The sequence below is a fragment of the Nostoc edaphicum CCNP1411 genome (assembly GCF_014023275.1).
Lineage (GTDB): Bacteria > Cyanobacteriota > Cyanobacteriia > Cyanobacteriales > Nostocaceae > Nostoc > Nostoc edaphicum_A.
Genome location: NZ_CP054698.1, coordinates 6,307,386 through 6,333,688, shown reverse-complemented (window position 1 = coordinate 6,333,688; position 26,303 = coordinate 6,307,386). Strand labels below are relative to the sequence as shown.

At 42.6% G+C, this 26,303-nt stretch carries 27 protein-coding genes; 10 read left to right on the top strand and 17 right to left on the bottom strand.

Annotation, left to right across the window (positions count from 1 at the left end; genetic code table 11):
• Positions 1–64 precede the first annotated feature (64 nt).
• A complete protein-coding gene (locus HUN01_RS29455; protein ID WP_181929139.1) occupies positions 65–229 on the top strand; it encodes a hypothetical protein in 165 nt (54 codons plus the stop codon).
• Positions 230–411: 182 nt separating this feature from the next.
• On the opposite strand, the gene HUN01_RS29450 is transcribed toward HUN01_RS29455, so the two are convergent.
• Both HUN01_RS29450 and HUN01_RS29445 read right to left on the bottom strand, forming a co-directional pair.
• The gene (locus HUN01_RS29450) at positions 412–837 is read right to left on the bottom strand and encodes a two-partner secretion domain-containing protein (protein WP_181929138.1); all 426 of its coding nucleotides are present in this window, start codon (positions 835–837) and stop codon (positions 412–414) included.
• A gap of 430 nt (positions 838–1,267) precedes the next feature.
• Positions 1,268–3,037 (bottom strand): hypothetical protein, encoded by a 1,770-nt coding sequence (locus tag HUN01_RS29445; RefSeq protein WP_181929137.1) that lies wholly within the window; start codon positions 3,035–3,037, stop codon positions 1,268–1,270.
• 649 nt (positions 3,038–3,686) lie between these two features.
• On the opposite strand from HUN01_RS29445, the gene HUN01_RS29440 reads away from it, so the two are divergent.
• The 3 genes from HUN01_RS29440 to HUN01_RS29430 all read left to right on the top strand — a co-directional run bounded on the left by HUN01_RS29440 (position 3,687) and on the right by HUN01_RS29430 (position 6,467).
• Positions 3,687–4,913, top strand: a complete 1,227-nt coding sequence (locus HUN01_RS29440; protein ID WP_181929136.1) for a succinate--CoA ligase subunit beta — start codon at positions 3,687–3,689, stop codon at positions 4,911–4,913.
• A gap of 297 nt (positions 4,914–5,210) precedes the next feature.
• Positions 5,211–6,092 (top strand): succinate--CoA ligase subunit alpha, encoded by an 882-nt coding sequence (locus HUN01_RS29435; protein ID WP_181929135.1) that lies wholly within the window; start codon positions 5,211–5,213, stop codon positions 6,090–6,092.
• 201 nt (positions 6,093–6,293) lie between these two features.
• Positions 6,294–6,467: a hypothetical protein gene (locus HUN01_RS29430; protein WP_181929134.1), complete on the top strand. Its 174-nt coding sequence runs from the start codon at positions 6,294–6,296 to the stop codon at positions 6,465–6,467.
• A gap of 162 nt (positions 6,468–6,629) precedes the next feature.
• Here HUN01_RS29430 and HUN01_RS29425 read toward each other — a convergent pair whose 3' ends face one another.
• The 4 genes from HUN01_RS29425 to HUN01_RS29410 form a co-directional block, all read right to left on the bottom strand.
• Positions 6,630–7,718, bottom strand: coding sequence for a sensor histidine kinase (locus tag HUN01_RS29425; protein WP_181929133.1), 1,089 nt, complete (start codon positions 7,716–7,718; stop codon positions 6,630–6,632).
• Positions 7,719–7,723: 5 nt separating this feature from the next.
• Entirely contained in the window at positions 7,724–8,434 is a 711-nt protein-coding gene (locus tag HUN01_RS29420) for a response regulator transcription factor (RefSeq protein WP_181929132.1), read from the bottom strand.
• 95 nt (positions 8,435–8,529) lie between these two features.
• Entirely contained in the window at positions 8,530–9,225 is a 696-nt protein-coding gene (locus HUN01_RS29415; protein ID WP_181929131.1) for a LabA-like NYN domain-containing protein, read from the bottom strand.
• Between the two features lie 377 nt (positions 9,226–9,602).
• Positions 9,603–10,682, bottom strand: coding sequence for a fatty acid desaturase (locus HUN01_RS29410; RefSeq protein ID WP_181929130.1), 1,080 nt, complete (start codon positions 10,680–10,682; stop codon positions 9,603–9,605).
• Between HUN01_RS29410 and HUN01_RS36265 the strand changes: the two genes are divergently transcribed.
• Complete coding sequence (locus tag HUN01_RS36265; protein ID WP_257798020.1) at positions 10,676–10,804, top strand: hypothetical protein; 129 nt, start codon at positions 10,676–10,678, stop codon at positions 10,802–10,804. The two genes, HUN01_RS29410 and HUN01_RS36265, sit on opposite strands and share 7 nt — an antisense overlap.
• A 96-nt stretch (positions 10,805–10,900) precedes the next feature.
• Here the strand turns inward: HUN01_RS36265 and HUN01_RS29405 are convergent, their stop codons facing one another.
• Both HUN01_RS29405 and HUN01_RS29400 read right to left on the bottom strand, forming a co-directional pair.
• A complete protein-coding gene (locus HUN01_RS29405) occupies positions 10,901–11,953 on the bottom strand; it encodes a fatty acid desaturase (protein WP_181929129.1) in 1,053 nt (350 codons plus the stop codon).
• Positions 11,954–12,265: 312 nt separating this feature from the next.
• Positions 12,266–13,087, bottom strand: a complete 822-nt coding sequence (locus tag HUN01_RS29400; RefSeq protein ID WP_181929128.1) for an acyl-CoA desaturase — start codon at positions 13,085–13,087, stop codon at positions 12,266–12,268.
• A gap of 90 nt (positions 13,088–13,177) precedes the next feature.
• Between HUN01_RS29400 and HUN01_RS29395 the strand changes: the two genes are divergently transcribed.
• Positions 13,178–14,431 (top strand): methionine gamma-lyase family protein, encoded by a 1,254-nt coding sequence (locus HUN01_RS29395; RefSeq protein WP_181929127.1) that lies wholly within the window; start codon positions 13,178–13,180, stop codon positions 14,429–14,431.
• Positions 14,428–15,279, top strand: coding sequence for an alpha/beta fold hydrolase (locus tag HUN01_RS29390; protein WP_181929126.1), 852 nt, complete (start codon positions 14,428–14,430; stop codon positions 15,277–15,279). The genes HUN01_RS29395 and HUN01_RS29390 overlap by 4 nt, the downstream gene beginning before the upstream one ends.
• Positions 15,280–15,588: 309 nt before the next feature.
• Here HUN01_RS29390 and HUN01_RS29385 read toward each other — a convergent pair whose 3' ends face one another.
• From HUN01_RS29385 to carA, 5 genes are all read right to left on the bottom strand, one after another.
• Positions 15,589–15,891 (bottom strand): DUF1816 domain-containing protein, encoded by a 303-nt coding sequence (locus HUN01_RS29385; protein WP_181929125.1) that lies wholly within the window; start codon positions 15,889–15,891, stop codon positions 15,589–15,591.
• 87 nt (positions 15,892–15,978) lie between these two features.
• Entirely contained in the window at positions 15,979–17,106 is a 1,128-nt protein-coding gene (gene rlmB / locus HUN01_RS29380) for a 23S rRNA (guanosine(2251)-2'-O)-methyltransferase RlmB (protein WP_238845717.1), read from the bottom strand.
• A gap of 92 nt (positions 17,107–17,198) precedes the next feature.
• Positions 17,199–17,678, bottom strand: coding sequence for a Mini-ribonuclease 3 (locus HUN01_RS29375; RefSeq protein WP_069071246.1), 480 nt, complete (start codon positions 17,676–17,678; stop codon positions 17,199–17,201).
• A gap of 577 nt (positions 17,679–18,255) precedes the next feature.
• Positions 18,256–18,621: an STAS domain-containing protein gene (locus HUN01_RS29370; protein ID WP_084227153.1), complete on the bottom strand. Its 366-nt coding sequence runs from the start codon at positions 18,619–18,621 to the stop codon at positions 18,256–18,258.
• Positions 18,622–18,785: 164 nt separating this feature from the next.
• Positions 18,786–19,949: a glutamine-hydrolyzing carbamoyl-phosphate synthase small subunit gene (carA, locus tag HUN01_RS29365; RefSeq protein ID WP_181929124.1), complete on the bottom strand. Its 1,164-nt coding sequence runs from the start codon at positions 19,947–19,949 to the stop codon at positions 18,786–18,788.
• 311 nt (positions 19,950–20,260) lie between these two features.
• On the opposite strand from carA, the gene HUN01_RS29360 reads away from it, so the two are divergent.
• Positions 20,261–21,310, top strand: a complete 1,050-nt coding sequence (locus HUN01_RS29360; RefSeq protein ID WP_181929123.1) for a retropepsin-like aspartic protease family protein — start codon at positions 20,261–20,263, stop codon at positions 21,308–21,310.
• Here the strand turns inward: HUN01_RS29360 and trpD are convergent.
• From trpD to HUN01_RS29345, 3 genes are all read right to left on the bottom strand, one after another.
• Positions 21,240–22,313: an anthranilate phosphoribosyltransferase gene (trpD, locus tag HUN01_RS29355; RefSeq protein WP_181929122.1), complete on the bottom strand. Its 1,074-nt coding sequence runs from the start codon at positions 22,311–22,313 to the stop codon at positions 21,240–21,242. The genes HUN01_RS29360 and trpD overlap by 71 nt on opposite strands.
• Positions 22,314–22,393: 80 nt before the next feature.
• Positions 22,394–23,275 carry a DNA adenine methylase gene (locus HUN01_RS29350; protein WP_181929121.1) on the bottom strand — a complete coding sequence of 294 codons (882 nt, stop codon included), beginning with the start codon at positions 23,273–23,275 and terminating at the stop codon, positions 22,394–22,396.
• An 81-nt stretch (positions 23,276–23,356) separates the two neighbouring features.
• Positions 23,357–23,587, bottom strand: a complete 231-nt coding sequence (locus HUN01_RS29345) for a hypothetical protein (protein ID WP_238845715.1) — start codon at positions 23,585–23,587, stop codon at positions 23,357–23,359.
• A 286-nt stretch (positions 23,588–23,873) separates the two neighbouring features.
• On the opposite strand from HUN01_RS29345, the gene HUN01_RS29340 reads away from it, so the two are divergent.
• On the top strand, positions 23,874–24,602 hold the full coding sequence (locus HUN01_RS29340; protein ID WP_181929120.1) for a cytochrome b/b6 domain-containing protein: 729 nt from the start codon (positions 23,874–23,876) through the stop codon (positions 24,600–24,602).
• 295 nt (positions 24,603–24,897) lie between these two features.
• Positions 24,898–25,077, top strand: a complete 180-nt coding sequence (locus HUN01_RS29335) for a high light inducible protein (RefSeq protein ID WP_181929119.1) — start codon at positions 24,898–24,900, stop codon at positions 25,075–25,077.
• 102 nt (positions 25,078–25,179) lie between these two features.
• Here HUN01_RS29335 and HUN01_RS29330 read toward each other — a convergent pair whose 3' ends face one another.
• Positions 25,180–26,271: a hypothetical protein gene (locus HUN01_RS29330; protein ID WP_181929118.1), complete on the bottom strand. Its 1,092-nt coding sequence runs from the start codon at positions 26,269–26,271 to the stop codon at positions 25,180–25,182.
• Positions 26,272–26,303 lie beyond the last annotated feature (32 nt).

The following is a 26,303-nucleotide window of genomic DNA, read 5'->3' as shown; positions in this document are numbered from 1 at the left end:
CCGGATTTCCTGAAAGCGTTGATGAATCTTAGCTACTGACCGTTAGCCGAACACTACGCGAACGGTGGTCTACGTCAATGTACGGACATCTGAGTTGAGTACAAGAAGCGATCGCTTGTATGAAATTCATAGCAAAAAAGCGATCGCACCACACCTAAATTTTGTAGAAGCAGCGATCGCTTTATGTGAAAGTCATAGCGAATCAGCGATCGCACCACACCTGATTTGAGCAGAAGGAGCGATCGCTTGTGTGAAGGTTATTGTGAAGAAGCGATACCTTTGGTGGGCTACGCCAACACATCCACAGTTGAGTTTAGTAGAAAGAGCGATTGCTAACAAAATAGGCTTTATAGAGCAATATTATTACCTTAATTCTCAATAAATTAAGAATTAAGGTAATACTGTTCAAGCTTAAGTGCATGAGCAAGGAACCCATTTTCTAAGGGTTCTTGACCAACAAGTGCAAGTGCAATCAGAGCAATCCTCATCTTGAATTTGACTTTGGTCTATACTGTGCTGAATTTTCTGAACTGCGTCGGCTGATATACCGTACTTCTGATTTGTGACCAGGCTAATAATGTTTTGAATATCTGCGGTGTTCTTGCAGTAGACTGTGCTTATAGCGGGAACAGAAAACTGCTTAAAACTGTGAGACAGATTACTTCCAGATTTGATTCCCCCTTCAATAATTCTGATGTTCTCCTGTGTTGCAACACTAGAATTATTAGTTAGAGTAACATCATGGTTAATTTGAGCAATAGCAGAATTTCCAGAGATAACTATTGCACCACTTATTGCAATTCCTAGACCTTTAACCCAGTAATAAAGATTGCTCATACTTGATATCCCACCTTTATAAATAACAGTTGCTGTACAGCATTGAAACTTTAGCAATTTTAAGCAGCGTACATCGAAATCGCTAATCAGTTTTTTATTTTTTATCAGAGTTTATAGAGTTTCACTTTTGTACATAAATAAAGATTTGCCACACAACAATGTTCCGCGTTAGGCAGAATATGTATTCCATTACAATCTTTTAAATCTCTGCTTTCCGTCCCGCCAGGGAATCAAATTTCCTTATTTTTTGTGTGTGGGTGTTGGGGATGATGGAAAAAGTAATACTTTTGGTGGGCTACACCAACGCACAGACAAGTGAGTTTAGTATAAGGAGCGATCACAAGAGGCTTCTCGCTTGTCTGAAGGTCATAGCGAGAAGCGATACCTTTCCTGCGGAACGCTACGCGAACAGTGGGCTATGCCAACGCACTTACCCGCCTAAAGTCCGTGTATAGATTACCTGACCTTGGGAATCATAAAGGAAAAGGGACATATTGGCATTGTCACTAATTACAGCTAAGGCTTCCCGTAAGATTTGCAAGTGATTGGTTACGTCAACAGCAGTATCCGAGTTCTCAGAATAAGGATTAGCCAAGTTATTTTGCCTGATTTGGTCATACTCAGGGGTTAGCCGGACAATAATTCCTGCATTGTCCATGCTAAAAGTGCAAATCCGAATTCCATTAATACAGGTTTTATCTAAGTCAGTGCGGGTTTGTTGGAAACTACTAACAACTTGTACTTTTTCTTGTGCTTGCTTGAGGGCTGCTGAGTAGGGTTCGATGAGAGACTGAGCCTGAGTGTAGTACAAGCTATCTTCCGAAATCTGTTTAGCAGTTTGCAAAGCCTGATCCCAGTAGGTCGCCGCAGCTTGCCATTGGTTTTGTTGCTGATATACTTTGGCTTGGTTGGCGGTGCTAAGGGCTTGTTGGTAGCTTTTAACAGCTAATCGTTCTTTAGTAGCGCGATCGCGTGCTAGTACTAACTTAGGTTTATAATCTACCATCAGCTTTTGGGCATCTTGGTATCCAGCACTAGTCCGGGGAATGGTATTCAAGGTATTAACTACCACCAGCCAAGTAGACTGCACCTTTTGCCAGTCATTCAAAGATTTAGCAGTAGCTTCCCGCTTTTCGGCTGCAACAGCAACAGCTTTTGCTGCTGTTATTTTTTTCAGCCATTTTTCCTCAGTAGCTATCTGCTGATTTACAGCGTGCAAACGGACACGATAATTAAGTAATTTACCCTGTACCAGTCCATAGAGTTCACTACTGGAACTTACAGCTTCTAGTGGGGCTATAGCCTGTCGCCATAAGTGTTGTCTAGCCTGTAATTCCTCTAGACTAGATGCAGGAGTTTGAACTTTTTGTATCGCCAAAGATGCTGTCTGCAAAGCCTTGACCACCTGGTTGATTTTTTCTGACCGCCCAGACAAACTTACTTTTAGTTCTTCTGACATCTGGTGACGAGGCGACCAACTAGGAATTACATTCAGGGCCACACTGGCTGCTGCAAGTTTCTGTTGTACAGCAACTAATTCTTTTTCAGACTTGGCGCGGCGCATCAGTTGCGGAGATTTTGTTTTTAATTGTGCGGCATTTTGTATTTCTTGACACTCGGACATCACACAAGGGCGAGTCAAGAAGTAAGTACCACTACCTAAAACGACAATTCCCACCAACACTGCACCCAGTAGTACAGGTTTGACTTGGAATCCTGACTTAGAAGCCGACAAATTCGGCACATCTGCAAACGGATCAAACAGTTCCTCTTCATCAGTTTCATCGATTGATGGAAAATATGTCAGAGCCGATGAGGATGAATAAGATATTGCTTCCTCATCTTCTCCTACTCCCCCATCTCCCCATCTCCCCATCTCCCTATCCCCCCATTCCTCCGTCTGCTTCAGAGCTACGAAACATTTGGCATAAGGGAGTTGTTCACCAAAAACTCTGAGGAAACATTGCACTCGCTGCTCTTTGCGGGGTGCTAGAGACTGAAGTACTTCCTCAATGACTGCAAAAATTAGTTGAGCATCAACTATTACATCTGATGCGTGTTGCGTTAAAATCATTAACTCGTCTTTATTGACGGCACACTTAACCTCGAAGACTTCAGCCGTTGAGACTTCTACAAGTAATTGTTCCTGCAAAGTTTTGGCTAAAAGCTGTAAATCTTCCTGCTGGACTGCTACTTTCATAGAGCTTTCCCGCTGAATTTCTATATTGTTTTGATTATTTTTAAGAGGATGAAACGAACTTTCTCGGTTTATTGAATGCAAATGCACAGTTTAACCAACCACAGCCTGAAAATCTGAACGACCAACTTTCTAACACAAATTCTGACTTTTCACCAAAAATTAAAAAGCAGTTATTGTTTGCGCCGCTACATTTTAATAGCGCTAGATGCAAAATTAAATAATCTGTCTTCAGATATAAATTACAAATAAAAAATGGGAATAATAGAATTTTTGAGTATTCTCACTGCATTATTTCGCGATAATAAAATTCACAGAAGCTACTGCTCTGCAAAATTCTAGTTGCAGAGCAGTTGTGACCAAATTATTTAAAGGTTAAGAAAATGATGCTATGTCAGAGGGTTTTGACAGAAATGCTAGTTATCTTCTATGCTGGGAAACTTACTGAAGAGATTAATTAAGTGTTGTGGCTCTGGTACAAACAGGTTGGGTATCGAAATTAATGTACCTCTTTTGCTGAATTCGATAAAGTTGATCCGTGAAAAATAAGTTTTTATAGCTGCCAAAAGCTTAATTATGTAATAAAGGTGCTGCAAAATATTAAGACAGCAATAAGCAAAAGCTTGGAAAGTGTCAATACTAAGGTGTATCAATGGATTTATTAGAGTATCAAGTTAAAGAATGGTTTGGGAAGATAGGCATTCCAGTATTGCCTTCCCAACGAATTGATCATCCTACAGATTTGAAACGTTTAAAAATTCGCTTTCCAATTGTACTGAAATCTCAAGTACATGGCGCGGAACGGGCAAAAGCAGGTGGAGTCAGGTTTGCCCAAACGACTATCGATGCGATCGCAGCTGCTCAAAATATCTTTAGTTTACCAATATGGGGCGAATTGCCGGAAGTTGTGCTGGCAGAGTCTAAATACGACGCCAACCAGGAATTTTATCTCGCAGTAGTTTTAGATACCGCTGTCTGCCGACCAGTACTTTTAGGTTGCAAAGAAGCAGACATCGATTGGGAATCTGCTGGGGAAAGAATGCACCATGTTGTCGTAGAACAAGAATTCTCGCCATTTTATGCCCGACGATTGGCTTTAAAAATGGGTTTGCAAGGAACGCTGATGCAGTCGGTAAGCAGCGTTGTGGAGAAGATGTACCAGTTATTTATCCAAAAAGACCTGGATTTAGTCGAAATTAATCCCTTGGCAGTCAGCGCTACTAGTCAAGTTATGGCTCTTAATGGTAAAGTCAGGGTCAACGAACGAGCGATCAAGCGTCATCCCGATCTCGCCGAGATGGCGGCAAAAATTATCAGTCGTCATAGCAGTACTGAAATCAACAGTATTTTAGGCAACTGGAATGGTGTAAAGATGCACGGAAAAATCGGTATTTTAGGTAATGGTACTGGTTCAGTGATGGCAACTTTAGATTTAGTCGCTAATGCTGGTGGCAATCCAGGTGTTTGTTTGAATCTACGTCATGCTTTCCTCACAGATACTAGACCAACTACCTTCCGCGATCGCTTGGAGACAAGTCTGAAAATCCTGGAGGCTGACAAAAGTATTCAAGTAATACTAATTAACTTTCTGGGTAGCATTCCTCAAATTGAGGAAGTGACTGAAGTTATAGCCAGATTTGTCCAGCAGGAAAATAGCGAACTTCAATCACAGGTTGTACATTCTAATGGCAGTAAAAATAGCCGAGAGCGAAATTTTACACCCTTGCTTGTCCGTCTTGCTGGTTCTGAATTTAAGGCTGCTAGAAAATATTTAGCAACACTAAAAACCCACACTGATGCGCTCCTCGTGGTAGAAAATTTAGATGAGGCAGTAGCGGCAGCGGTTCTTCTTGCTAAACCAACGGTTAATAAGAAGTAGTAACTGTCATTTTTTTCCAATTCAAAAATCAAAAATTAATAATTTTTACCGCAGGGCATAAATTTTTGAATTTGATGCTGAAACCAAGTACAGCTTTGCTTCCTGGGATTAAATTATATAGTACATTCAAACTGAATATTCCTAGCTAGAGGCGGATTTTACCACTTTTGGAATACTCAACCTCAAGAATAGTTTTTGGAATTTCAGTAAAAATTGAATCAATACGACAATGTAAAAGTGTCGTTTCTATGCCCAGTGCTTTTAGGCCCTGGGTAGCCAAAATTACGGTAATTTTTTATGAACCTAACGCCAGAAAGTAAAGTCTTAATTCAAGGCTTTTGTGAATTTATATCAAGCACTCATGTTGCTCAAATGAAAGCTTATGGCACAAATTTAGTAGCTGGTGTCAATCCTGGATGCGGCGGACAGGAATTGCATGGACTGCCAGTATTTGATTTAGTAGAGGAAGTAATAGAACAATTTGGGGCAATTGACACGACGATTATTTGTGTAGATCCTTACGATGTCTTAGATGCGGCATTAGAAGCGATCGCATCTAATATTCGCCAGATCATTATTATCACCGCTGGCGTGCCGCCTTTAGATATGGTGCAATTACTCCGCAAAGCCGAAGCCTGTGAAACTTTGGTAATCGGGCCAAATAGTCCGGGGATCATTGTACCGGGAAAAATTCTCTTAGGGACTCAACCTAGTGAATTTTATACCCCTGGTTCTGTGGGGATCGTTAGTCGTAGCAGTACTCTTACTTACGAGATCGCCTACGAATTAACAAAAGCAGGTTTAGGACAATCGATTAGTGTCAGTATTGGTAGTGATGCGATCGTTGGTTCCTCATTTCTGCAATGGCTGCAAATTCTCGATGAGGATGAAACCACACAGGCGATCGTTTTAGTCGGTCAACCTGGTGGTGGTAGTGAAGAAGCAGCAGCCCGATACATTACTGAAGCAATTGATAAACCAGTAATTGCCTACATTGCCGGCCGACAAGCACCACCAGGAAAAACTTGGCGTCAAACTGGGACTTTAGCAACGGTTATCGGACGCGATCCTAATTTTGGCACAGCCCAAAGTAAATTAGCTGCTTTCAAAGAAGCGGAAGTTCCGGTAGCTGAACGCCCTTCTCAGATTCCAGAATTATTGAGAAAAGAGATTAACTAATTACTAATACTTCTCTACGAGAGGCTGCGCCAACGGCTACGCTCAGTACAAGTTCGTAATTCAATTCTTAACTACGAATTACGAATTATTTTAATGAGCGATTTTGAGGGAACAAGTAGGCGATCGCAGCGTAACCTGAAGCACTGAGTAAACTAACCAAAAAAGCAGCCAGGACAAAAGTAGACATAATTATTACACTCTATGCACTTCCAAAATCTCGGCATTCATCAACAAACCAAGATTTTGGATAGTTTCAAATTAGCAATTGGCTATGACACAGCCATGACTACCTTATGTCAATCCCTTGTATCTCAAGGCTTTAAGTCAAGAGCAGCAAAATTTCTAATTTGGTGGCTTGGAATTAAATGGGTTTGAGAGACAACAGATAAATTTCAACCCCTACCTCCTGCCTCCTACCTCCTGCCTTCTGCCTCCTACCTCCTGCCTTCTGCCTCCTACCTCCTGCCTCCTGCCTTCTGCCTCCTACCTCCTGCCTCCTGCCTTCTGCCTCCTGCCTTCTGCCTTCTTCACCCTCACTCAAGCCAAAGGTAGAAAAAACCGAAACGTACTACCAACTCCCAATTCGCTTTCAACCTGAATTTGACCGCCTTGTAGTTCAATCAAACGACGGGAAATAGTTAAACCAATACCAGTACCTCCCGAATGGCGATCGCGCGATTGGTCGGCTCGCCAGAAGCGTTCAAACACATGAAGCAAATTTTCTGGAGCAATACCAATACCTGTATCCACAACCGCAATCCAGAGTTGAGATGCTTCAGTCCCAACACTAATGGTAATCGAACCTTCGTTAGTGTAACGTACTGCATTACCTAGCAGATTAACCAACACCTGTTCTGTACGGTCAACATCTGCCAATACAGAAGGTAGGATAGATGGACATTTTAAGAGCAGAACTGGCCCATCTTCTAGCAGTTGGTCGGTAAATTTCTCCACTAATGACTCTAACAACGGACGCAGATTTACCCGTTGGATATTAATTGGCAGATAACCCGCTTCTGCCTTAGATAGTTCTTGTAAATCGTTCACTAACCGTTCTAAGCGCCTAGTTTCTTTAGCTAAACGCCGATAGATTTCAGGAGACGCCTCAATTTCCCCATCAGCCAGTTCTTCCAAGTAACCGCGCACCACGGTTAACGGTGTTCGTAATTCATGGGTCATATCTCCAATCACTTCTCGCCGCCGCGCTTCAACCCCTTCTAAACTGGCTGCCATCCGGTTGAAACTAGCACTCAGTCCACTGAGTTCAGGAATGTCAGATACAGGTAGTCGTGCATCCATCTGACCAGCAGCAAATTTTTGGGTGATTTGTTCCATCTCAGTCAACCGCTGCATAATCCGTCTGGATACCCAGAAACTCAATCCTCCGGCGGCGGTTGTGCCCACTAAGACTGACCAAATAGTGCTTCGTTGCCAAGCAAATTCAAATCCTGTAACCAATTCAGTGCGGATATTGATTAAGTCGAACCCCCGGTTTTCTAATCGTTCCAAATGCAAGACAAACAAGTGGGGGGAAGAGATTTTGCTGATGCTCACCAGACTCGCTACTCCCACGATCATTACTACTAAGTGGGAGAAAAATAGGCGTCCTCGCAGCCCCATCTTCATAAGATTTACGCCACCAGAGGATCTTCAAATTTATAGCCCACCCCAACAACAGTTTTAATAAAAGTGGGATTTGCCGGATCAGGTTCAATCTTTTTTCGCAACCGAGCTACATGAGTATCCACCACTCGTTCATCGCCAAAAAAGTTATCTCCCCAAAGTTTATCAATTAGTTGGGTGCGATTCCAAACTCGACCAGGATTGCTGACAAAGGTAGTTAGCAAGTTAAATTCTAGGGTAGTTAAGTCCAAAATTTCAACTTCCTGAGAATTCATCTGGCGACTGGCAGTGCGCTGGTCTACATCGACAATAAAATGTTGGGTACGATTGATTTGATGTTGTCCTCCTTGGCGGAGGCTACGCCGTAATAGTGCCCGCACTCTAGCTACCAATTCTCTGGGGCTAAAGGGTTTTACCATGTAATCATCAGCACCAGTAGACAAACCAATGACGCGATCGATTTCTTCACCCTTAGCTGTGAGCATCAAAATGTAAGGATCTTTTGCACCTGGTTTCTGGCGAATTCTGGCACAAACTTCCAACCCATCCAAACCCGGAATCATTAAATCTAGAATGATTAAATCAGGTGGTTGCTCCTGAAACATCTGCAAAGCATTCAGACCATCGCGGCTAGTGCGACAAAAAAATCCTTCTTTTTGTAAAGAGAGTTCGATTAAATGAGCAATTTCTGGTTCATCTTCAACTATTAAAATATCCATTTAAATTAAGGTTGAGCAAAATGGAAAGACTGAAGAAGACACAAAGACGCATCTTCTTTGAATGCGTCTTTGTATCACTACATCTTCTTTATTAATTAAAGGTTTGAATTTGACGCTGTTCGATAACTATAGCCAAGATTAGAATCTTTTTGAATGTGTGTTTTAATACTATCGAGGTCAATAAAGCAGTCAGCAACATCAATCAAACTTTCACTAGTCGTTGTTTGTAGACTCACCACTTCCACTCGAACACCCATTCTGCTGACAGCGTTTACAGCATAAGCTAAATCTCCATCCCCACTGACTAAAACCGCAGTATCATAATAAGGAGCTAAAGTTATCATATCTACAGCAATTTCTACATTCAGATTTGATTTTTTGAAATTCTCTGCTGCCAGGACAAGCTCTTTTGCCACTACACGATAGCCATTACGACGCATCCACAACAAAAAGCCCTGTTGCTTTTCATTGCTGAGATCAACCCCAGTATAGAAGAAAGCACGCAATAGTCTTGAACCGTTGGTTAAATGACAAAGCAATTTAACATAGTCAATTTCTATGCCCAGTTGCAAAGCTGTATGAAACAGACTTAAACCATCAATAAAAATAGCAACTCGACCACGATTTAAACTATTAAAAATCGAACTATCAGTTGCAGGATCTCGCATCTTGGTATCTTTACCTTTGACAGCAGTATCGCTCAAATTCTGCCCTTGCCAATGGGGTTTAGCTTTGAGTACTTTAGATTCCTTAAATTCATTTCTTTGTTTGCTAAAATTAGTTATAATCATTGATACCTCTGATTTTAAAGCTAGAAAAATTTTTGGGTAAATTCTCTATAGTATAGTCTGTGCTGATTTACAAACCCAGTAGGTAATGGTCTTAAGTCACTACATGCAGATAAACTTAACTGGCGCTCAATAAAATTCAAAGTAGACAGCCCAAGAGTTTGTCACTTTTCCCAGGGATGGTTTAACGAGATGTTGCCTCTGTCCACAAATATGTTAATCTTTACCCACCAAGACAGCAAGAGTCTGGAGAAAATAAATCTTTTTGTCAGTGTGGGTAGTTCACGTTGTACTCAGGTATTTAGGTAATCTTTAATGTGATCAGCACTGACGAAAATACCAGAATCCCGACTTCTTTAAAGAAGTCGGGATTCTAAATCTTAGTCTTTAGCTAACTTGTTGTTAGATGTGTAGTAAACCTTACTACCAGTATCAGGTACAAAATGGCAGCTGACACATGAATTCCATAATGACTTCCAAATGGGTTCTTCCGATTTGTGGAAATACTCACCCATCACTGGTTTTATTGCCTCAGTTGCCTTCAGCAAATTGTAGTGAGGGATGTTAAGGAATATGTGGTGAGCAACATGAGTACCAATATCGTGATGGATATGATTAACCAAACCATAATCACGGTCAATACTAGAAATCGCGCCTTTCAGGAAAGTCCAATCTTCTCCACGATACCAGGGAATATCTGGCTCAGTATGATGCAAAAATGTCACCAAATCTAGCCAAATTATAAACACAAGGTAGGGTACAGCATAATATTTCAGCAACCACATCCAACCCCATTGGTAGGTGAGGAAACCGAGCAAACCTATCATGCCAATCAAAAGTACAGTACTAGTGAGGACATCCCATTTTTCCGATGGTTTGAAAAGAGAACTACTGGGCAAAAAGTGGGAGCCTTCCTTATTAGGAGAACGCTTAAACAAATACACAGGATAAGCCAAAAGAAAAACATAATATCTGCCGATCTTTTGGGCTAAAGGCATCTCCTTATATTGTGATTCGGTCACAGGATACCAGCTTTCATCGTTATCGATATTGCCAGTATTTTTGTGATGAGTTCTGTGACTAATCCGCCAACCATGATAAGGAACAAGTATTGGTGTGTGAGAAAGATGTCCAATCAAATCATTGAGCCATTTATGCTTAGAAAAAGATTGATGTCCGCAGTCATGTCCGACTACAAACAAAGCCCAAAACATCGTTCCTTGCATTAGCCAGAAAATCGGGAAGAAAAGCCAAGAATCCAGGTAAGAAGCAACTGCATAAAGCAGACCAATAATCAGGATGTCACGAAAGAAGTAAAAAAGTGATTTTGTCACATTGGGCTGAAAGCATTCAGCAGGGATTGCAGCTTTTAAATCCCCAAGTGTAAAAGGCAATTTAGTTGCATCCTCAAACGTTTCACCGCCAGGAGGATTATTGAATGTGATGGTATCTAATGGCACTGGATTCTTTTGTTAGATATAAATCGGAACTTGATTTGAGACAAAATAATCTCACCTCTAGGATGCCCACGAAACTAGCGATCGCTAACACAAAAGAGGATAATTTCTGGCAATTTACCTAACAATTTTAGTCATTAAACAATTGCCAGATTCTATTTAAACACAGCATGATAAACGCTCTCGTTGGTTCAAGAGCGTGAGTGTAATCACAGCGCTATTTATTGCTCTGTATAATGCTCGTCAAAAGTCTTATAACCAACATCAGTTGTGTACAGTTGACACTGGTCTGTAATCTGCTTCATTAAAGGCCAAGAAAACTGACACTCATCATGGAGATAAGGCTGCCAATTCTCTTTGATGCTGCTGTAAGCTAACCGCAAATTATAAGAAGGAATAGCTGTGGAAATATGATGAGGGACATGAACATTGATATCGTGACACAAGACTTCTACCCAACGGGGATAATCGCAATGAATAGTGCCAGATAGTTGTGCTAGAGCTTCGTTCCACTTGTTCGCTGTCGCAAAAGGAACATCTGCGGCAGTGTGGTGAACAATAGTAAAAGTACTCATCCAAAAATGGTAAATCATCCAGGGCACTAGCCAGAACTTGACAAATCCCCAGATACCAGTTGTAGCGATCAGAAGCGGGAAAGCGATCGCTGCAAACACAACTACTACAGCCACAGAAAGCTTGATACTCGATTGGTCTTTAGTTTTGAAGTTACGCCAATCAAAATGCACCACAGCCCAATGTCCAATGGAACCTACCCACCAGAGGCGTTTACGCATGAACAACTTAAAAGCAGACTGCCGGGTTGTATCCCAGTTTTCAAACACTTCTGGTCTGATTGGATGCCAAGCGTTGTCCTCATCCAGCTTGTTGGTATGAGTATGGTGATAATTATGCTTAATGCGCCAACTGTGAAAGGGGTAAATTAACGGCATCATGAAGAAGTGCCCCACCAAATCATTTACCCAACGACGTTTGGCAAAAGACCTGTGACCACAATCATGGCCAATTACAAAAAAGCCTGTTAAAGCAGTGCCCGTAAAAATCCAAGCTAGGGGCAAAAGAAACCAAGGAGTGATAATCAAGCTGTAATAACCCAAGGCAACTGCCAAGACACTGAGCAATACTTGTGTCCAAGCTTTGCGACGGCTCTGCTGAAAACATTCCCGTGGCAGGGTTTTGACAATATCTTTGAGCCGGAAGTCGGAATTACCAGGCTCGTCACTTAGTTTCTGGCTATTAATTATTGATGTAGTCATGAACACCTGAAAAACAACAAACTCCTACACCAAGTCACTCAAAAAGTGGCTCGCCGCAAAATTTCTTAATATTAGCGCTTCGGATTATAGCAACCTAACCGACACAAGCGCACCCGTAAATAAACTTTTGAAAAGTGAGGAGTTAGGAGTGATGAGTGATGAGTGAGAAGTGAGGAGTTAGGAGTTTAGGTTCTTAACTCACGCCTGATGTGAATTAGAAACGCTCCTTGTCTGATAAAATCGACGGCAATATAAACATTTCAACGCCTGATTCACACCCTCACGTAACTCCAAACTCCTAGCTCCTAGCTCCTAACTAGTTTTTGTTGGAGCCAACTTTACATTAGTAGCCAGACCAACTGCTTGTAGCAATTGAACTGTCATCCAGGTTAAATCGATTTCCCACCATTCCAGCCCATGACGAGCTGAGTATTGAAAAGCATGATGGTTATTATGCCAGCCTTCACCGAAAACTAGTACGGCTACCCACCAACAATTAGTCGATTTATCACCAGAATCATAGCTCTGATAGCCAAATTTGTGAGTGGCGCTGTTCACCAACCAAGTGCAGTGATAAACCCAGACAATGCGAACAAAAATACCCCAAATAACAAACGGCCAGCCACCCAGAAGCAAAAGTAATACTCCCAGAGCAACCTGGATCAAAATGAAATATTTTTCTAAAAACTGATAAACTGGGTCTTCGGCAATGTCTTTGGTGAAACGAGGAACATCAGCGTGAGCGGGGCAATAATGAGTCAGCCAACCCATGTGGCTCCACCAGAAGCCTTTATTGGAATCATGGGGATCTGTGTCAGTATCAGAGTTTAAATGATGAATGCGATGTGTCCCGATCCACTCAATTGGGCCTCCTTGACACGAGAGTGTGCCGAAGAAAACCAAGAGATACTCTAGCCACTTGGGAGTTTGAAAACTGCGGTGGGTGACAAGGCGGTGAAATCCTAGAGTAACTCCTAAACCACCTGTTACCCAGTACAGCAAGAAACCCACACCAACTGCCGTCCAGCTAAAGTTACCAGGAACAAAGGCAAATAAAGCGCCGATGTGCAGTCCAATGAAAAACAGGGTATTAACCCAGTTAATTTGAGGTTTGGTTGAAGTAGCAATTGTCATGCAGTAACCTGAATTTGAATTTTCCAGCCTAGTATGTGGGATCTTAAAATCCGCATATCTATAATTTAATTTTTTTTGAACGAGGAACTGATGAACAGCTTAGAACAGCTGCGGCAAGCAGAACAGGCACTATTAGAAATTTTTTCTGGAATTGACGCTCAGGTCAAGCATAATCTAAAACGAGTGCTGGATGCTTTTCGTAATCACCGTGTAGGCGCACACCACTTTGCTGGTGTAAGTGGCTATGGTCACGATGATTTAGGACGAGAAACTTTAGATAAAGTTTTTGCCGAAGTTATGGGTGCTGAAGCTGCGGCGGTGCGAGTTCAGTTCGTTTCGGGAACTCATGCGATCGCTTGTGCTTTGTTTGGTGTTCTCCGTCCGGGAGATGAAATGTTAGCAGTGGTCGGTTCTCCCTACGATACGCTTGAAGAAGTCATTGGTTTACGGGGTCAAGGTCAAGGCTCACTTATCGAGTTTGGCATAAATTACCGCCAATTGGAGCTAACCTCAGAAGGAACTATAGATTGGCAAGCTTTAAGTACTAGTGTGGCTGAAAACACTCGTTTAGTGTTAATTCAGCGTTCTTGTGGCTATTCTTGGCGTCCTAGTTTATCAGTTGCCGATATAGAAAAAATCGTTCACTTAGTCAAACAGCAAAACCCTAACACCGTTTGCTTTGTGGATAACTGCTACGGCGAATTTATTGAAACAAAGGAACCTACAGGCGTAGGTGCTGATTTAATGGCGGGGTCATTGATTAAAAATCCTGGTGGAACCATTGTCAGTGCTGGCGGTTATGTTGCCGGTCGCGCCGACTTAGTAGAAGCATCTGCCTGTCGCCTCACTGCTCCTGGTATCGGGAGTTATGGCGGTGCTACGTTTGACCAAAATCGCCTGTTGTTCCAAGGCTTATTTCTAGCGCCGCAAATGGTGGGAGAGGCGATGAAAGGGACTTATCTGACTGGTTATGTATTTGATAAACTCGGTTATCCAGTAAATCCCGCTCCCCTGGCTCCCCGTGGAGATGTAATTCAGGCCATTAAACTTGGTTCTGCCGAAAAGCTAATTGCTTTCTGTAAAGCAATACAACAGCATTCTCCCATCGGTTCTTACTTAGACCCTATTCCAGATGAAATGCCGGGGTATGAGAGCAAGGTAGTCATGGCTGGGGGGACATTTATTGAAGGGAGTACTTTGGAATTATCAGCCGATGGGCCTTTGCGTGAACCGTATGTGGTTTATTGCCAGGGGGGGACTCATTGGACTCATGTGGCGATCGCACTGGAGGCTGCGATCGATGCAGTTGGCAGTATCGACAGACAGGAGAATCGTAAGGAATGAGCGATCGCCATCATAGTACTACTGCTAGACGCCTCAATGTCTACATCCAAGGTCAAGGATTTCCGATTTTGGGCTTACACGGTCATCCTGGCTCTGGTCGTAGTCTTTCTGTCTTTACCAATCATTTATCAAAACGCTATAAAACTTTTGCCCCTGATTTACGTGGATACGGCAAAAGTCGCTACAACGGCAATTTTGAGATGAATGACCATTTGACCGATTTAGAAGCGCTACTAGACCGCTTGGAGATTGAAAAGTGCCTAATATTGGGATGGTCACTTGGGGGCATTCTGGCAATGGAGTTGGCATTACGTTTGCCAGAGCGGATTACCGGGCTGATTTTGGTGGCGACAGCTGCAAAACCCCGTGGCAGTCATCCACCTATAACTTGGCAGGATAATTTATATACTGGTGTTGCTGCCTTATTAAACTATATAAAACCAAGTTGGCAATGGAATATTGAAACTTTTGGTAAGCGATCGCTTTTCCGCTACCTAATCCAACAACATACATCTACTAGTTACAGCTACATCGCCAAGGAAGCAGTACCAGCTTATTTGCAAACCTCTCCTGCTGCTACTCGTGCCCTCTATACTGCAATTCAATCGGGATACAATCGACTTCTAGATTTGCAACAAATTCAATGTCCTAGTTTAGTACTTGCTGGTGAACAAGACCGCCACATTACATCTGATTCCAGCTTACAAACTGCTCAACACCTCCAAAATTCCCAGTGGCAGTGCTATCCCAACACTGCCCATCTTTTCCCGTGGGAAGTTCCCCAACTGATGCTCAGGGACATTGACCATTGGCTGGAAGAACATCCACAGGTAATTGGTAGTCAATAATAATTACTAATTCGTAATTACGCTCCTACGGACGCTCTTTCCTCTCTACGAGACGCTGCGCGAACGCTACCGCTAACTTAATTAAGTTTTGTAACGGGGATTTAGAAAGAGCCACAAAACTTGTCGATGAAAAAGCAGGGGACTTAAACCCCCAGAATTAGTTAAAAATTTTAACTATTGACGAAGAAGAAATGGAGAGGGAAGATGTGGTGACGCGGTGAGTGAAAAAGACTTGGTAACGCAGTCAAAGAATTGATCTGTGTCTCCATGTCTTTACATCTTTGCGTCCTATTCACTCTCTGGCCTAAATTAAATTTGACCGCCAAAGGCAGGCTGTACTTTGCGGTCAAATCTTTCCCCCAAGTCTTCAGCGATGGTTAAGGTATTAGGTTTACAGCGTTTGATATGCACAACAATTCCCTGTGCTCCTTCTGTCTCCAAATCTTCTATATATCCAATGCTTGACAATTTGGCATCAGAAGAATTCAGAAATGGCCCGAAGTAGTAAGTGCAGCGGGGATTCTGCGTCACAATCTCTACCCACCAAGCCAAGCCGATGTAGTCGAATGTGTTAATTAACACTTCCTTGAGGTTACGCCAAATGGTTTTCATGGTTTTTGCCGATTTATAAACGTGCTACAGGGTGTTAAACGATATGGTGCTTTATTATCTTTTACATTTCTTTATACTCTGTTACTGTTATTTTTTCAAAGAGATTTTTTGTAATCTATCTAAGTGCAGCGTATTTTGCGATCGCTGACGATAAATTTCATAAAGCGCCATACCCGCTGCTACCGAGGCATTGAGGCTGGGAGTCTTACCTTGTAGAGGAATCGATACTAAGAAATCACAGGAGCGTTGAGTCAACATACCCAGACCTTCGCCTTCTGAGCCGATTACCAAAACGATTGGGCCAGTAAAATTGACTGTATGCACGGGTTCGCTCCCACTTGCAGCGGTGCCGTAAATCCAAAAGCCAGCTTCTTTTAATTCTTCTAAGGCGCGGCTGAGGTTGACAACTCTAGCTACAGCAAAATTTTCTAAAGCACCTGCTGCCACTTTCATGACAGTGGAAGTGATCCCAGATGCCCTTCTTTGGGGAATCACCAATCCTTGAGCGCCTATTGCTTCGGCGGTACGAATAATTGCTCCCAAGTTGTGGGGATCAGTAATTCCATCAGCCACGACAATTACGGGATCGGTTACAGATTTGGCTTGTTCTAGTAGATCCGGTAATTCGATGTAGGCGTAGGGAGCAATTTGTGCTGCCACACCTTGGTGATTAGCTCCGTTGGTGAGATGGTCTAAACGCTTGGGTTCAACCTCATCAATCACTGTGCCATTTTCCTTCGCTTGCAAGAGAAAATGGTGAAAGCTGGGATCGTAGCGCAGACGGGTAGTAATCCAGAGACGGTTCAGATTGCGCTGATTTTGCAACGCACTCAATACTGGATGGCGACCGTAGATGAGATCGCTATCTTCTGTCGATTCTGTAGATACAGAAGCCTGGGAGAAGTTGTTATTTCGTTGTCGGGAGTTGCCATAACTAGGGTTGCTATCTATTTTCCGAGGATTGCGATTCGGATTAACAACAGAGATGGTGTTGCCATCTACTTTCCGGGGATTGTGAGTCGGATTAGCAACAGAAATGGGTTTGCCATCTACTTTCCTAGGGTTGTGAGTCGGATTAGCAACAGAGGTGGGTTTGCTATCTATTTTCCGAGGATTACGAGTGGGATTAGTAACAACACGCTTACCTTTAAGTTTTACGGGTTGTCCACGATTTGGTTCGTTAGAAGTATTAACTTTTCTTGGTTTATTCTGCATTTTAGTTATGGATATAGCGTATGGTCGACAATCTCGATTACCTCAATTTCTTGAACCTAATCTACTGCTGTGGCTACTATAAAATTGAGTTTTCACTCTTTTTCTATATGAAGTATTTGCAACAGTTCGGTTAGACGCTGGTAATCGGTGAGATATAAGTAGCCAACTAAGGTTTCTAAACTAGTTGCCTGTTGATAAATTTCGGGATTAAGTCGCTTAGGGCGTCCTGTAGCGGCGTTTCTACCCCGTCGGACAATTTCTAATTCGGTATCCCTGAGATGAGGAATCAGCGATCGCAAATGTAGCGCTTGTGTTTCCGCTCTTACCTGCTCCACTACCAGACGATGGTAAATTCCTGACCGCTGCAATGGCAGCAGATAGAAAATTCTAACATACAACTCATAAATTGCATCCCCCAAATATGCTAAAGCACTAGGAGAAATTTGTTGCACTTGTGAGAGGGAAATCTGTTGGAATGGCGCTGTGGTTGCCAAGAGTGCTTGATTCCAAGATAAACTCTGTTTGGGAGTTTTATCTTGTCCATCTAATAGCTCTTCCTCCTGTGACTTCACAAATAAATCATTCCTTCACTGGCTCTATTTGGCAGGCATTCTTCGCAAAGACTGATTTTTCTGAAGTATGCCGTGATAGTATACTTAGCATCATCAATACTATCAAAGTTACTACCTAATTTCATCTTTTTGATTGAGAGTTGGCATTTTAAATCACCCTGATGTCAACGCCCATAAACCAAATTTCGCCTATTTATTGTGGTCTGTGCCTAGATAGGGTAGAATTCTGACATCAAATTCATCATTTTACTCGATGGTATTGTCATACTTACTTAGTAAGCGACAATTTTTCACTATACAGTATTAAGTCAAGTCTATCTATAGAAAAATCTGCTGGCTTTGTATTTCTTACAAATTTCTCACACTTGATTATTTATCCGATATTCTAGCCAACGATTACATACCCAATAACTGGGTGTTTATATCTTTAGTTATTGCTCAACTTTAAACATAATAGCTCAACTGGCTTTCTCCCTCTCCCACAAGGAGAGAGGTTTTTGCCAGAAGTTTTAAAAATTAAGCTATCCGATGTTGAATCTGGATAGCTAAATTGAACTCTCAGGTCGAGCAATCAAGACTACTTGACGTTTTCTAGAGCGTCTTCAACTGATTTTTGCAGGGAGAGAAACTTCTCTAGGCGAACAAGCTTGACCGTTTGAGTTACGCGGGCATTCGTGACGATTTGCAAAGTGCCATCAGCAGTTTGAGCCTGCTTGGCGAGCTGCACCAGAGCACCCAAGCCAGAGCTATCAACAAAGTCAATTTGTGAGAGATCCAAAATAATATGCTTAGGCCCCTCGTCAATCTTGCTGCCAAGTGTCTTGCGAAATGTCGGCTCAGAAAAAGCATCTAACAAACCTGTGAGGCGGAATAGCTGACAGTTATCCCGGACTTCACGAGTGCCTCTCAGGCTAACGGTTAGATTTAGTGGCTCAGCAATAATTCCCTCCTCATGAGTTAAAGTGAACGCTCAAGTATAGATGGTTTTTGAGCAAATTGTCTACAATCTGTTGGAATAGGGCATTGGGCATTGGGCATTGGGCATTGGGCATTGGAAAACTATTCCCTATTCCCTATTCCCCATTCCCCATTCCCCATTTCCTATTTTTACCTCACCTCAGCCACAGCTTGACGTGCTGTTCGCATGGATTGGACAAATTGCTCAAACAAGTAATCAGCATCGTGGGGGCCAGGACTGGCTTCTGGGTGATACTGTACGGAGAATACAGGTAGAGATTTGTGACGTACCCCGGCAATGGTGCGATCGTTTAAGTTCAGGTGACTGATTTCTACAACTGCCGTAGGTAAAGAATCTGGGTCAATAGCAAAACTATGGTTTTGGCTGGTAATTTCTACCCGTTGTTGTAAGCCTGCCGGCTGATTTAAACCACGATGACCAAATTTTAGTTTATAGGTTTCTGCCCCTAGTGCATGACCTAAAATTTGGTGTCCCATACAAATACCAAAAATGGGTTTTTGACTTAACAGGAGGGCTTTGGCAGTTGCAATCCCTTCGGTGACGGCAGCAGGGTCACCAGGCCCATTAGAAAGAAACACGCCATCTGGATTATATTTGAGAATTTCCTCTGGTGGTGTATCAGCAGGTACAACAATCACCCGACAACCGTAACTTACTAGGCGACGCAAGATATTACGTTTTATGCCAAAGTCAAGGGCAACAACGGTAAAGGCTTCCCCAAGATTTTCCGCAGCTTCAGAATTGAATTGCCAAGCTGGAATTGTGGGATCTGACCATTCATAAGCCGTTGGGGTGGTGACTTCACGAACCAGATTTAATCCTGCCATGTTGGGAGCCGCTAGTACCTGCTCTAGCAATTCCGCTTCATCGAGAATGGTTGTAGAAATGCCACCGTTCATAGCTCCGAACATCCGAATTTTGCGGGTGAGAGCGCGGGTATCAATGCCGTAGATCCCTGGTATTTGGTTTTGTTTGAGGTAGTCAGGTAAAGATTGTGTCGATCGCCAATTACTCGGTCGTTGACAAATGTTCCTCGCGATCGCACCCCGCACTTGGGGGCCATCTGATTCTTCATCTTCAGGATTGACACCTGTATTGCCTAATTCCGGATAAGTAAAAATGACTATTTGACCACAGTAACTAGGATCAGTCAGGACTTCTTGATAGCCGGTCATACCAGTGTTAAACACCACTTCTCCGATCGCGGTTCCCGTTGCACCGAAAGACCAACCGCGATAAGTGGTTCCATCTGCCAAGACTAGTAAAGCAGGTATTGCGTCAGACAGGGGCATAGTAAATTGGGGAGTGGGGAGTGGGGATCGGGGATTGGGTACTGGGGATTGGGTACTGGGGATTGGGGATTGGATGGAGAGGTACAGGGCGGGTAAAACTCTACTCCCTTGCTCCCTACTCCTTGCTTCTTCCCCAGTCTCTAATTCCTAGTACCTAATCCCCAGTCACCAGTCACCAGTACCCAATACTGCGATTGCTAATTATCCCATGAGTTGAGCAATTGGGAGTTTTTAAAATGGTTAATTAAAATTAAAAGAGAATTAAAGTAGCGGGAGTGGATTTGGCAAAGCTTGGGCAGTTAAAATTAATTATGCTTCAGTCCTTTTTATCCCGTGCAACCCTAATTTTTGTCTCAAGCGCTCTAGCGGTTTTGTGTGTTGCCTGTAGTCAAGACAAACGCAACATCGCAACTGGTAGCAATGAGCAACCCACGCCAATTGGGGATCTGGCATCAGTACAGCCTGCCGTCGAACCAGCAACACCAGCAGCCACCCCAGAAGCACCGCCACTAGATACTTCTGAAAGTGAACCCAGTGTTTTTGAGATGGGGCTAGATAAAGCCGTTGGCGCTTGGAGTATCAGTCAATCGGCTCAATCTTCAGATGATTGGAAATTGGTGGCGAGTCAATACCAGGATGCGATCGCGCTGATGCAAAAAGTCCGGCGACAAACCCCAGAATTTGCCTTCGCTCAATCCAAAATCACAGAATATCAGCGCCAAATCAAATATGCCAAACAGAAAGCTACTGCTCGCCCTTTACCGTCACCAATTGCCGAACCTCAGAAGAGAATAGTTGTTACCGTTCCCCAGGCAGCAACCACACCAAAGTTTACCTCACCTCGTGTAGCCACAAAACCTTTACCAGCAGACTCAGGTTTCCCTTCATCAGTAATGCTGATTCCAGATCAAGCAGTATTTACAGCCCCAATTAAAAGGCGGGCTGGTGGGACGCCAATTGTGGAAGTTACTTTCAATGGCCAGGATAAATTTGAGATGATTGTGGATACGGGAGCCAGTGGCACTGTAATCACCCAAGAGATGGCAAATACTTTGGGAATAGTGGCAGTAGGGAAAGCGAAGGCAAATACCGCTAGTGCTAGAGCTGTAGAATTTCCCGTGGGTTATGTTAATTCGATGGCAGTTGGCGGGGTAATAGTGAATAAAGTACCAGTAGCGATCGCAGGTGCGGAACTAGAAATTGGACTTCTAGGACATGACTTTTTTGGCAATTACGATGTCACCATCAAACGTAATATCGTAGAATTTCGTCCGCAATTGCGATCGCAACTCAATTCCCCAGAAACTCAACTAACTGCTCCAATTTCGTCCAAGCAGCCCCACTTTGTAGGATATCCTTAGCGATTTTAATCCCCTCGGTGTGATCTAGCAGTGCGATCGTACCCGCTACTTGCAGCGCTAACGACGCATTCAAAGCTACTGCATCCTGTTGTGCTTGAGTTCCCTTACCTTGGAGTACCGCCTTGAGAATCTCCGCATTCTCTTGGACATCGCCACCCCGAAGCATACCGATGGGAGCAGGCGTTAAATCCAAATCTAGGGGATTAATGGTAGTTAACTGCACTTCTCCATCTGATAACACCGCCAAGTCAGTTTCATCTCCTAACCCAGCCTCATCGAGTTTTTCTCGCCCGTGCAACACAATCGCCTTTTCCTTGCCCAAATTCTGTAAAGCTTGGGCAACAGTTGCCAAAAGTTTGGGAGTAAATAAGCCCACCACTTGCCCAGTTGGACGCAAGGGATTTACTAACGGCCCAAGCAAATTAAACACCGTTCGTACCCTGAGAGTTCGCCGTAATGAAGCAACCGCCTTGAGGGCTGGATGCCAACCAGGGGCAAACAAGAAAGTGATCCCGACTTCTTGTAATGCGGCTTGCACTTTTTCACTGGATGCACTCAAGTTTACACCCAAGGCTTCCAATACATCTGCGCTCCCTGTGAGACTTGAAGCTGAACGATTGCCGTGTTTGGCCACAGGTACACCAGATGCAGCTGCAACAAAAGCAACCGCTGTAGAAATATTAAAGGTTGATGACCCATCTCCACCAGTTCCACAGGTATCAATTAGGGGGATTGGGGATTGGGTAGATTCTTGCCCAGTCCCCAGTTTTGATTGGGATTGTAATACTTCAGCCATACCAGTCAACTCGTCGGCAGAAATGCCTTTAAAATTCAGCGCGGTTAAAATAGCCCCTGATAACTCTGGGGGAACCGCTTCACTGAGCCACCCTTGCATCAATTCAGCAGCTTGAGTACGAGACAAGGATTGGCCATCTATTAATTGTTGCAGCAGGATATACCAGCTACCAGAGGATTCTTGAGCAGGGATTGGGGAAATTGTCATAGCTAAGGTTTGTATGTTGTAGCTATATTGAGAGCTATGGGGTTATCCTACCGGAAAATTGAAAGCTATCAAAATTAGGTTTAAATCTCAAGGCTCAATTGCAAAGCTGGATTAGCAAGATTCTGAACTTGTGATTTTTTCTCCAAATAAAGTTTAACTTCGTAATTAGTAATGAATAATTCTTTTCCTTTGGCTGCACCACTCTGCTTATAGTTATTCATGCCATACTGCAATTCCCACTCTGAAATATTAGCCCATTGAAAATTTTCTCGAATTTGCGTTGAGTTGTCGTAGGTAATTAGCCAGCGATGATGACATTGTTGCAATAGTTCAGAAAATCTCTGATGTTCAAAAGAAGTGTGCAAGTCACCATCTTTACCATAAAGTTTTGATTTAGTAGCACTAAAGTATGGTGGATCTAAAAATAAAAATACATCTTCTCCTTCGGATTTTAATAGATGGCTGTAATCTAAATTAGTAATTTGGACGTTTTTTGATAAGATATTTTCTAACTTTTCGAGTCGTTCTATTGAAGAATAAGTAAATCTTTTATGAAAAGCTTCTTGGGAAAAACCACCTGATTCTACAGTTCCTGAAAAAGTAATTCTATTGAGTACAAAAAACCTAACCGCTCTTTCTAAATCAGATAAATTATTTACATCTACACTAGTTAATTCTGTAAAGAGTAGTTTACCATCTGTATATTTGACTTTAATATGTCGAATTTCTTGAACTAATTGAGGTAGCTCAGATTGGGCAGACTTCCAAAACAAAAAGAGTTCGCGGTTTAAATCGTTAATCCAAATTTTGAGATGAGGAAACTTTTGTCTTAAATAGATAAATACAGAACCACCACCCACAAAAGGCTCTCGAAATTCTGAAAAGCTCTCTGGCAAGTATTCAGCTATTTGATTTATTGCTTTTGACTTACCGCCAGGATATCGTAAAGGACTTTTGAGCATAATTCGTATAAATCTTCATACTTGGGGAAACAACAAACGTCGAAAGCCTTCCTGCTCAAAATAATAGTCGGTGGTTAATGCCTAGGTATTACTGTATGCTTTGACCAAATCAGCATCAATGCTTTCATTATCTACTCCTGTAGCGTAACCGAGGTTAATGTTTCCAGCATGACTTCGGAAGCGTTGACGAACTGCTTCTTTCTCTGTTTCAGGTTGCGAATTTTCACGTCTTACAAAAGCATATTGCTGTTCTATGGAAGTAGCTACGAATTCTGCAAGATATACGCCTACGTCCTCGGCTTGTTGCTGCAATGCCGCGTAAACTTCATCACTTAATTCAAAGCTTAAAACCTGACTTACGGCACTACACCTCAGCTACTATATGTAAGCATGAATGTCATATTAACTTAGTTTATCAACAACAGATAGCTTTTTCTTTATGGTATAAATATTGAGCTACCAGCCAGTGGGGATTAAGCACTCTTATTAGAAATAATTGTAATTATTATGTGAAATATCCAGGACAATTTTCTTGCCTCACCAAAAGCTTAAATTATCTATTCAATACTCCTACAATCATCTACTCAGGATTCTTTTTATGCCCCGTTCTGCACCCTATCAACCTTTGTTGTTGCGAATTCTTCACGGCTTAAGTGGAATTTTAGTTATCGCGGCAATCATTACCGGATTTCTGGTTTACAATACATACGATCGCAGATTTGGCAGAATCCCATTTCCTCAAATTGGGGATATTCAGGGCATTCACGGCACTTTTGCATTATGTTTCTTACTTCTTCTACCAGCTTTTGCCCTCTATAGCTTTCATGCTGGACAAAAGCGCCTTGTTCAATCTGATTCTTGGCGGCAACTAACCCAGGTTGGCAAGCCGATTTGGTGGGTTAGCTTGCAACGTCTGGCAAATACTCTCATGCTTATCGCCGCTGTTTTGGCTGTGAACTCTGGCAGGATGATGAAGGAAGAGTGGCTTCCAGCAGGGCAGCTACATCATATTTGGTACTCACTCCACCTTTGTGCTTGGGTTGTGATGGTTTGCTGTGTGGCGATTCATGTTTTGATGTCTACCAAGGTGGGTGGTGCGCCGTTGTTACTCTCTATGTTTTCGTGGAAGTTTCGCCCCGAAGATAGCCCTGCTGAATGGTCTAGTCGTTTCCGTGCTTGGTTGACTAGTTTACAGGCTAACTTTGGTGCAGTAATGAATAATTTTATGCAAAACAATTTTTACCTCAGAATTATTGAGGTTATTGTGCTGGGTGGAATTCTGACGGCGTTTGTCTTACCTGTATTTTTTCCCGGTAGTGAGTCATAGGTCAATACGCTTGGGTAAGGGCTAATTGTGCAAAATTGTGGGTTTTAGAGACGCGATAAATCGCCGTCTCTACAAGTGTTTTGGTCTTATCTGAACTGTATTGAGTCATAGGTAATTTGCTGTTGCTGCGTAGCTTGCCGCCGTAGGCATCGCAAACTTGTTAAGATTAAATTACGTACCCGTAATATATACTGCCGAATTTTGACTTGATTTTATGTTGCATTTCCGTAAAAATCTGTTACATTACTTTACAGGCAGTTATAACTGTTACAACATAAAGCTCGGAGTATTATTTATGGCAGACATTAAGAAGACTACGCCTTCGGTTTCAGAAGATCCTAATGCTTTGCGTTGGGGCTTCACTCCTCAGAGCGAAAACTGGAACGGTCGTTTTGCAATGATTGGTTTTTTATCTGCCGTTGCACTTGAAGTATTTTCTGGTCAAGGGATTTTACACTTCTGGGGCATCCTTTAGATTTAAACGTTTTTACCTTCATTAGATTATGAGGCAAGGCGGGGACTAGTAAAATTGTCTGCCTTGCCTCATAATCTCAAGAATTAGAAAACTCGCCAGCAACTACCGTGATGAGCGAAATATTACACGACCAGGAGATTCTTCTTGATTGATTCGCGTATATACTCGAAGACAAGTTAAGACTTCACCAGGAATACCACCACAATCTAGTTGTAAGTCATCCTTGGATGAAGCACAGATATCTGCATAAAGCCCTGATAATTGGCGAATTCGCACTTCATTACCAGCATTAATTGCCTCATCAGCGACTTTCTTCAAAATACGTCGTGATTCTTGTTGTAGCTTTCCCCACCAAGAATAGCGTTCAGCTGGTGGTATGAATACTAGGGAATGTATGGCTTCGTCCATGTCAATCCAAGCACGGAGAATTGACAGGGGATCAGTATTTTTCTCAGCTTTTTGGGTGCGTTGGAAGCGATCGCTTAAAGCATCAATATATTGATGTCGTTGTTCTGGTTTGGAGTGTAAGGAAACGACATCAAAGCCAAAAACGCTCTTTAAAGCATGATGTAAATCTGGGTCTATTTCGATAAAATTCATATATAAAAATAGGAATGCCGCTGGTAAATCGGATGCATTCCCTTGGGTATTTTGAGAATTTGAAAGTGCTTGTTGATACAACTTCAACCCCTGAGTTTGAACAGTACCACTAAGGCCAGGGTAGATAATTTCATCACGGACAAAGGGAAGTTGAAAGAGGTTAGAATTATCTGCGATCGCACCAACTTCTTGAGCTAAATCCAAGGTGCGCGATCGCCAAATTGTAGCCAAATCCTCTGGGACTCGCAGCAGTTTACGTTGAATCTCATTCCACAAATCAGAATCCGTTGTGCTTTGTAGTTGGGAATTACCCAGATAATAATTCAGTTCTGAGTCAGAATTAAAAGCTTCTCGCAGGTGACTGAGTTTTAAATCAGCTGGCGCATCTTCCCAACCAATATTTTGCTGTGGCGGTTCAGGTTGCAACAGGTTATGAAGTTCTTGCAGCACTTCATCGCATATTTTAGATCCAGGATCTAGTGGAAATTCTGCGCGAGCCTGATTTAAAGTAGCCTCTAGTCCATACAAACTAAACCGCAGTAACCGGGCTAACTCTGAGTTTTCTACCTCTAATAATTGACGCAAGTGCTGCATGAATATCACCTCCAAATATTACCTGTATGTGA

Bases quoted from the DNA above. Each gene is read 5' to 3' on its own strand.
- carA (WP_181929124.1), bottom strand. From the start codon at position 19,949: ATGCCCCTGTCTGACGCAATACCTGCTTTACTAGTCTTGGCAGATGGA.
- HUN01_RS29405 (WP_181929129.1), bottom strand. From the start codon at position 11,953: ATGACTACATCAATAATTAATAGCCAGAAACTAAGTGACGAGCCTGGT.
- HUN01_RS29420 (WP_181929132.1), bottom strand. From the start codon at position 8,434: ATGGATATTTTAATAGTTGAAGATGAACCAGAAATTGCTCATTTAATC.
- HUN01_RS29450 (WP_181929138.1), bottom strand. From the start codon at position 837: ATGAGCAATCTTTATTACTGGGTTAAAGGTCTAGGAATTGCAATAAGT.
- HUN01_RS29395 (WP_181929127.1), top strand. From the start codon at position 13,178: ATGAACAGCTTAGAACAGCTGCGGCAAGCAGAACAGGCACTATTAGAA.
- HUN01_RS29350 (WP_181929121.1), bottom strand. From the start codon at position 23,275: ATGCTCAAAAGTCCTTTACGATATCCTGGCGGTAAGTCAAAAGCAATA.
- HUN01_RS29385 (WP_181929125.1), bottom strand. From the start codon at position 15,891: ATGAAAACCATTTGGCGTAACCTCAAGGAAGTGTTAATTAACACATTC.
- HUN01_RS29440 (WP_181929136.1), top strand. From the start codon at position 3,687: ATGGATTTATTAGAGTATCAAGTTAAAGAATGGTTTGGGAAGATAGGC.
- HUN01_RS29445 (WP_181929137.1), bottom strand. From the start codon at position 3,037: ATGAAAGTAGCAGTCCAGCAGGAAGATTTACAGCTTTTAGCCAAAACT.
- HUN01_RS29340 (WP_181929120.1), top strand. From the start codon at position 23,874: ATGCCCCGTTCTGCACCCTATCAACCTTTGTTGTTGCGAATTCTTCAC.
- HUN01_RS29400 (WP_181929128.1), bottom strand. From the start codon at position 13,087: ATGACAATTGCTACTTCAACCAAACCTCAAATTAACTGGGTTAATACC.
- HUN01_RS29435 (WP_181929135.1), top strand. From the start codon at position 5,211: ATGAACCTAACGCCAGAAAGTAAAGTCTTAATTCAAGGCTTTTGTGAA.
- HUN01_RS29330 (WP_181929118.1), bottom strand. From the start codon at position 26,271: ATGCAGCACTTGCGTCAATTATTAGAGGTAGAAAACTCAGAGTTAGCC.
- HUN01_RS29430 (WP_181929134.1), top strand. From the start codon at position 6,294: ATGCACTTCCAAAATCTCGGCATTCATCAACAAACCAAGATTTTGGAT.
- HUN01_RS29390 (WP_181929126.1), top strand. From the start codon at position 14,428: ATGAGCGATCGCCATCATAGTACTACTGCTAGACGCCTCAATGTCTAC.
- trpD (WP_181929122.1), bottom strand. From the start codon at position 22,313: ATGACAATTTCCCCAATCCCTGCTCAAGAATCCTCTGGTAGCTGGTAT.
- rlmB (WP_238845717.1), bottom strand. From the start codon at position 17,106: ATGCAGAATAAACCAAGAAAAGTTAATACTTCTAACGAACCAAATCGT.
- HUN01_RS29360 (WP_181929123.1), top strand. From the start codon at position 20,261: ATGCTTCAGTCCTTTTTATCCCGTGCAACCCTAATTTTTGTCTCAAGC.
- HUN01_RS29425 (WP_181929133.1), bottom strand. From the start codon at position 7,718: ATGAAGATGGGGCTGCGAGGACGCCTATTTTTCTCCCACTTAGTAGTA.
- HUN01_RS29335 (WP_181929119.1), top strand. From the start codon at position 24,898: ATGGCAGACATTAAGAAGACTACGCCTTCGGTTTCAGAAGATCCTAAT.
- HUN01_RS36265 (WP_257798020.1), top strand. From the start codon at position 10,676: ATGGCACTGGATTCTTTTGTTAGATATAAATCGGAACTTGATTTGAGA.
- HUN01_RS29415 (WP_181929131.1), bottom strand. From the start codon at position 9,225: ATGATTATAACTAATTTTAGCAAACAAAGAAATGAATTTAAGGAATCT.